Source organism: Staphylococcus americanisciuri, from assembly GCF_024814435.1.
In the GTDB taxonomy this organism is placed as follows: domain Bacteria; phylum Bacillota; class Bacilli; order Staphylococcales; family Staphylococcaceae; genus Staphylococcus; species Staphylococcus americanisciuri.
On record NZ_JANUXY010000007.1, the window covers coordinates 108,169 to 115,049 of the forward strand.

A 6,881-nucleotide genomic window follows, 5' to 3' on the forward strand; every position below is an offset into this window, starting at 1 on the left:
ATTATAACGCACTTTGTGAAAAAATAAACAAATTTGATTTGAATATTATATGGCTTTTTAATTTCTAAACATTGAACACTCGAATATATGAAAGGATGATGTATGATGACAACCTATTTAATCAGCGGTGGCACAGGGCTTGTAGGGCAACGCTTGCTGCAACGTCTAACACAATCACAAACGAATACTGTCTATATTTTGACTCGTTCGTCACAGCAATCACATCAACGACAAATCACATATATCGATTGGTCACAAGAAAACTGGGAACAGCACGTGCCTGACAACATAGACATAGTCATTAATTTGGCAGGCACGACATTAAACCATTATTGGACATCTGCACACAAACAGCGTATGATGACAAGTCGTATACAAGCTACTCGTGCGCTATATGATTTGTTTCGTCAGCGAAGTAAATCACCTGACGTATTATTCAACGCAAGTGCGATTGGTTACTATCCACCATCTCAATCAACCATCTATACAGAAGAAACACAACGATTACCACATGACTTACTATCAGAAATTGTCTACCAATGGGAGCAGCAAGCCGCATTATTTAATAACTTAGGTACACGTGTATTATATGGAAGATTTGGTTTGATTTTTTCCAAGCATGGCGGTGCGCTACCAATGATGGCACTGCCTTATCACTTATTTGTCGGTGGAAAACTAAGCAGTGGTCACCAACCGTATTCATGGATTCATATTGATGACTTAGTGTCTGCCATTCTCTATTTAATTGCGCAACCGTCCGCAAATGGCCCGTATAACTTTACTGCACCCAATCCAACAACACAACATCAGTTTGGACGGGTTTTGGGACGAATTTTACACCGGCCCCATTATACCCGTGTTCCCGGTGGTTTACTGCGCCTATTACTTGGACAAATGGCGACTTTAATACTCGATACACAATATGTATTGCCTGAACGTTTATTACAACAAGGATTCACATTTCAATATCCAAATCTCGATGAAGCGCTCAAAGAAATATATACGCATTGACGCAAAAAGTGAACTGAAACACGATTCTTTTAATTCACTTCAATTGCTTCTGATAAAATGCTAAGTCCAGCCACTGATCAAATTTAAAGCCTACCTTTTTCAATGTACCTACATGAGTGAAACCGTGACGCTCATGTAATTCTCTACTTCCTTTATTAGCTGAATCTATTCCTGCAACAACTGTTTGATAACCTCTTGCTATCAAAGTCTCTTCCAGTTGCTTGAGTAAACGAGATGCAATGCCCATTCGCTGATAATCAGGATGTACATAAATGGAATGCTCAACCGTATATTGATAAGCCGGCCAATTACGAAAAGAACCATACGTCGCAAAGCCTACTATTTTTGCGTCGTGAATATACACATAAACGGGTATACCCGCTATGACTTTATCAATAAACCATTGCTGACGCTCTTCTAAAGTGGTCTCATCATATGTGTAAACAGCAGTTGTATGCACAATAGCATGATTGTATATCACCAAAATTTCTGGCAAGTCTTGTGTCGTCGCTTCTCTAATCATACGGACACCCTCTCATTGTATATTTATCATTATTATACCTTTATCTCATCACATAGACTACTTCAATTTCACTCGGTGTCTGTCATCGTGCTACCATCAGGTGTAATGTGTGTTTCAACAATATGATTAAGACAAATATGGAGATCTTAGTTACCGAAAAAAAGACATACCACACATAATGTGATATGCCTTATCATTTACCTACAATATTATTTTTCTGGTACCATCACTTCATCAATTAAGCCATATGCTTTTGCTTCTTCAGCTGTTAAGAAGTTGTCACGGTCAGTATCTTTTTGGATTTTTTCAATTGATTGACCTGTACGTTCAGATAAAATTTTATTTAATTTCTCACGTGTTTTTAAAATATGGTTTGCAGCAATTTCAATTTCCGTTGCTTGACCTTGTGCACCGCCTAATGGTTGGTGAATCATTACTTCAGCATTTGGTAATGCATAGCGTTTACCTTTTGCACCTGCAGCAAGTAAGAAAGAGCCCATTGACGCTGCCATGCCGATACAAATTGTTTGAACGTCTGGTTTAATATGTTGGATTGTATCATAAATCGCAAAACCAGCTGTCACACTACCACCTGGTGAGTTGATGTAAAGATAAATATCTTTTTCAGCATCTTGTGCTTGTAAAAATAATAATTGTGATACAATTGAGTTTGCAACGTTATCATCGATTGCAGAACCTAACATAATAATACGGTCTTTCAATAGACGTGAATAAATATCGTATGCACGTTCTCCACGATTTGTTGTCTCTATAACTGTAGGAATTAAATTCATAAGTTCCTGCCTCCTATTTTACATGTATTGTTTGTTTGTTTATAGTTTAACCCAAAAGTCAAAAATGGTCAAAAGTTAAACATTATCAGATTTCATGTTATACTTAGAAAAGCTTAAAATACTTACCAACTCCTCGTAGTGTAATGGATAACACTTAAGATTCCGGTTCTTACAATGAAGGTTCGATTCCTTCCGAGGGGGTTCATAACACAAAATTAAGCATATTTTAAATCCAAGAACCCCACAGCCACGGGGTTCTTCTTTATTCCACTCATAATTACACTCCATTAGTGACTTTTTAGAAGCCCAGACGTATTAACCCCTACCTATTCGACAGATGAGATTCTATTTTGTTCAAGTTACTGTGATTATTGTATAGTTTTTAACGGTGATTAAAGATAAAAGGGCTATTTTATTTTCTATTTCTCTGCTTTCCAATTTGAGTCCTACTTACCTTTCTCAATGCTCACACTTTCATGCCTTCATTTTTTAATGGTTACTCCTTATTTTCAACATTTTTAACTTTTTATTTAAATTCCCTTTACTTTTGATTCGAATGACTGTATAGTAGTCTTTATCGTAATAAAAGCTCGTGTAATTAAATTGTAGTTTATTTTCAAGAATATACTCCTTTTGATGAATGAATTTTTTTACAGAAATAAAACGTGCATTACGCACACGGAGGTATTCTTATGTATAACGGTACAGTAAAATGGTTTAACGCAGAAAAAGGCTTTGGTTTCATCGAACGTGAAGAAGGTAACGATGTATTCGTTCACTTCTCAGCAATCGAAGGCGATGGCTACAAAACTTTAGAAGAAGGTCAACAAGTTGAGTTTGATATCGTATCAGGCGACCGTGGTGACCAAGCATCTAACGTTATTAAGCGTTAATTTGTTATCATTAAGAGTAACCGAGACATTTCACATTATATGAAGTGTCTCGGTTTTTTTATGTCAAAAATAGACTGATTAACGCAAGAATTGGTAGTGTCCCTTGTTTAAAGAAAATGCTTTTATCACTCGATATTCCCCCATATAAGGCTACACCAATAATATAGACCAACAATGCCATACAGATTTCTTTAGGATTTGATGAAATAAACGTGCCGTATAATAATAGCATCCCTATTAAACCATTATAAACGCCTTGATTCTTAAGTAATGTTTGAATATTGTCATCTTGCAATTTTTTCTTCTCAATATTGAAAACTCTGCTTGTTGTATCCGAGGTTGGATTGATGGTTTCTAAATACATAATATAAAAAAATTCTAAAGCCACTAAAACAACAAGTATAGTAGATAAAATTGACATACTTTCTTTTCCTCCTTTTTATGTAATTGAATGTTTCTCACTTTATAAATGTTTCAAATATATTCAATTACAATTAAATACACTCTAACAATTTAATTCTTTTCCCTTATCTATGACAAGTAATTTAACTTATCTCTTACAAGAAATAGAAAAGCCGTGCGAATATGCACGGCTTTCTACTATTATAAATAGCTATTAAGAACGATCATCGCGTTTTTGACGACGTTTTCTTCCTAAGAAGATTGCACCCATACCAGCAAATAATGAGCCAAGTAACGTACCATTCATATCTTTCTCGTTACCTGTGTCAGGTAATTGGTCTTTGCCATTACCTTTATTATCTTTGCCATCTGAATCTTTATCTCCATTGTCGCCTTTATCATGAGCATCAGAATCGCTGTCTGCATCTGCATCTGCATCAGAGTCGCTATCGCTGTCAGAATCTGAGTCGCTATCGCTGTCAGAGTCTGAGTCGCTATCGCTATCAGAGTCTGAGTCGCTATCGCTGTCAGAGTCTGAATCGCTATCTGAATCTGAGTCGCTATCGCTGTCAGAGTCACTGTCTGAATCTGAGTCGCTATCGCTGTCTGAATCTGAGTCACTATCTGAATCTGAGTCGCTGTCGCTGTCAGAGTCACTGTCTGAATCTGAGTCGCTATCGCTGTCAGAGTCTGAGTCACTATCTGAATCTGAGTCGCTATCGCTGTCAGAGTCTGAGTCACTATCTGAATCTGAGTCGCTATCGCTGTCAGAGTCTGAATCGCTGTCGCTGTCAGAATCTGAGTCACTGTCTGAATCTGAGTCGCTGTCGCTGTCAGAATCTGAGTCACTGTCTGAATCTGAGTCGCTATCGCTGTCAGAGTCTGAGTCACTGTCTGAATCTGAGTCGCTATCGCTATCTGAGTCTGAGTCGCTGTCGCTGTCAGAGTCTGAGTCGCTATCTGAGTCTGAGTCGCTATCGCTGTCAGAATCTGAATCGCTATCTGAGTCTGAGTCGCTATCGCTGTCAGAATCTGAGTCGCTATCTGAGTCTGAATCGCTATCTGAGTCGCTATCTGAGTCTGAGTCGCTGTCAGAATCTGAGTCACTATCTGAATCTGAGTCGCTATCGCTGTCAGAGTCTGAGTCACTATCTGAATCTGAGTCGCTATCGCTGTCAGAGTCTGAGTCACTATCTGAATCTGAGTCGCTATCGCTGTCAGAGTCTGAATCGCTATCTGAGTCTGAGTCGCTGTCGCTGTCAGAGTCTGAATCGCTATCTGAATCTGAGTCGCTATCGCTATCAGAGTCTGAATCGCTATCTGAGTCTGAGTCACTGTCGCTGTCAGAATCTGAGTCGCTATCGCTGTCAGAGTCTGAATCGCTATCTGAGTCTGAGTCGCTGTCGCTATCTGAGTCTGAGTCGCTGTCGCTATCTGAGTCTGAATCGCTATCGCTATCTGAATCTGAGTCACTATCGCTGTCTGAGTCTGAGTCGCTATCTGAATCTGAGTCTGAATCGCTATCTGAGTCTGAGTCGCTGTCGCTGTCTGAATCTGAATCGCTATCGCTGTCAGAATCTGAGTCACTATCTGAGTCTGAGTCGCTATCGCTGTCAGAGTCTGAGTCACTATCTGAGTCTGAGTCGCTATCGCTGTCAGAGTCTGAGTCGCTGTCGCTGTCTGAATCTGAATCGCTATCGCTGTCAGAATCTGAGTCGCTATCTGAATCTGAGTCGCTATCGCTGTCAGAGTCTGAATCGCTATCGCTGTCAGAGTCTGAATCGCTATCTGAATCTGAGTCGCTATCGCTGTCAGAATCTGAGTCACTATCTGAGTCTGAGTCGCTGTCGCTGTCAGAATCTGAGTCGCTATCTGAGTCTGAATCGCTATCGCTGTCAGAATCTGAATCGCTATCGCTGTCAGAATCTGAATCGCTATCTGAGTCTGAGTCGCTATCGCTGTCAGAATCTGAATCGCTATCTGAGTCTGAGTCGCTATCGCTGTCAGAATCTGAATCGCTATCTGAGTCTGAGTCGCTATCTGAATCTGAGTCGCTATCGCTGTCAGAGTCTGAATCGCTATCTGAATCTGAGTCGCTATCGCTGTCAGAGTCTGAATCGCTATCTGAGTCTGAGTCGCTATCGCTGTCAGAATCTGAGTCACTATCTGAGTCTGAGTCGCTATCGCTGTCAGAATCTGAGTCACTATCTGAATCTGAGTCGCTGTCGCTATCTGAGTCTGAGTCGCTATCTGAGTCTGAGTCGCTATCGCTGTCAGAATCTGAATCGCTATCTGAGTCTGAGTCGCTGTCGCTGTCAGAGTCTGAGTCACTATCTGAATCTGAATCGTCTTTATAGAAACCTGAGTCAATAGACATATCGTCATCTTCAAGTGTTACTTTTACAACTAGACCATCTGAATCTTTTTCATCATCTGTACCTGCATTAGATGTTGTTGGTTTGTAACCTTCTGGTGTTTCGAATTCAACTGTGTAGTCTCCTGGTTCTAAACCTTCAAAGACATATCCACCGTTTTCATCTGTTGTTGTGCGACCAATTTCATTACCTTGGTCATCTTTCAAGATAACTGTTACACCACTGATACCTTTTTCGTCTGGGTCTTGAATACCATCTTTGTTAGTATCTTCCCATACGTAATCACCAAGTTTTAACTTAGGTTCTTTGTAGAATCCTGAGTCGATTGTTAAATCGTCTTGATGTAAGTCAACTTCTACTTTCAAACCGTCTGAGTCAGTCGCATCGTTGTCACCTTGGTCTACTTTCGTTGGAACATAACCTTCTGGTGTTTCAAACTCAACTGTGTATTTACCTTCATCTAAGTTATCGAATAGGTATTTACCATTTTCATCTGTTGTTGTGCGGCCAATTTCTTCGCCTTTATCGTTCTTCAAGATAACTGTTACGCCTGCGATACCTTTTTCGTCCGCATCTTGAATACCATCTTTATTTGTATCTTCCCATACGTAATCACCAAGTTTTAACTTAGGTTCTTTGTAGAATCCTGAGTCAATAGACATATCATCTTTATCAAGTGTAACTTTTACTACTTGACCATCTGAGTCTTTTTCTTTGTCTCCACCTTGGTTTGGTGTTGTTGGTTTGTAACCTTCCGGTGTTTCGAATTCAACTGTGTAGTCTCCTGGTTCTAAATCTTCGAAGACATATCCACCGTTTTCATCTGTTGTTGTGCGGCCAATTTCATTACCTTGGTCATCTTTCAAGATAACTGTTACACCAC

The 6,881-nt window shown here is 39.7% G+C and carries 6 protein-coding genes and 1 tRNA gene; 3 read left to right on the forward strand and 4 right to left on the reverse strand.

Annotation, left to right across the window (positions count from 1 at the left end):
- The first annotated feature begins 105 nt into the window (after positions 1 to 105).
- Positions 106 to 1,011, forward strand: coding sequence for a TIGR01777 family oxidoreductase (locus NXS11_RS08185; protein WP_259200443.1), 906 nt, complete (start codon positions 106 to 108; stop codon positions 1,009 to 1,011).
- A 34-nt stretch (positions 1,012 to 1,045) separates the two neighbouring features.
- Here NXS11_RS08185 and NXS11_RS08190 read toward each other — a convergent pair whose 3' ends face one another.
- Entirely contained in the window at positions 1,046 to 1,534 is a 489-nt protein-coding gene (locus NXS11_RS08190) for a GNAT family N-acetyltransferase (protein ID WP_259200444.1), read from the reverse strand.
- Positions 1,535 to 1,743: 209 nt separating this feature from the next.
- Entirely contained in the window at positions 1,744 to 2,328 is a 585-nt protein-coding gene (gene clpP, locus NXS11_RS08195; protein ID WP_259200445.1) for an ATP-dependent Clp endopeptidase proteolytic subunit ClpP, read from the reverse strand.
- A 129-nt stretch (positions 2,329 to 2,457) separates the two neighbouring features.
- On the opposite strand from clpP, the gene NXS11_RS08200 reads away from it, so the two are divergent.
- Positions 2,458 to 2,529 (forward strand) — tRNA-Arg (locus tag NXS11_RS08200).
- A gap of 491 nt (positions 2,530 to 3,020) precedes the next feature.
- The gene (locus tag NXS11_RS08205) at positions 3,021 to 3,221 is read left to right on the forward strand and encodes a cold-shock protein (protein ID WP_259200446.1); all 201 of its coding nucleotides are present in this window, start codon (positions 3,021 to 3,023) and stop codon (positions 3,219 to 3,221) included.
- A 58-nt stretch (positions 3,222 to 3,279) separates the two neighbouring features.
- Here the strand turns inward: NXS11_RS08205 and NXS11_RS08210 are convergent, their stop codons facing one another.
- Complete coding sequence (locus NXS11_RS08210) at positions 3,280 to 3,642, reverse strand: DUF1304 domain-containing protein (RefSeq protein ID WP_259200447.1); 363 nt, start codon at positions 3,640 to 3,642, stop codon at positions 3,280 to 3,282.
- A 195-nt stretch (positions 3,643 to 3,837) separates the two neighbouring features.
- The coding region (locus NXS11_RS11150; RefSeq protein WP_444544738.1) for an SdrD B-like domain-containing protein at positions 3,838 to 6,881 on the reverse strand (3,044 nt) is incomplete at its 5' end.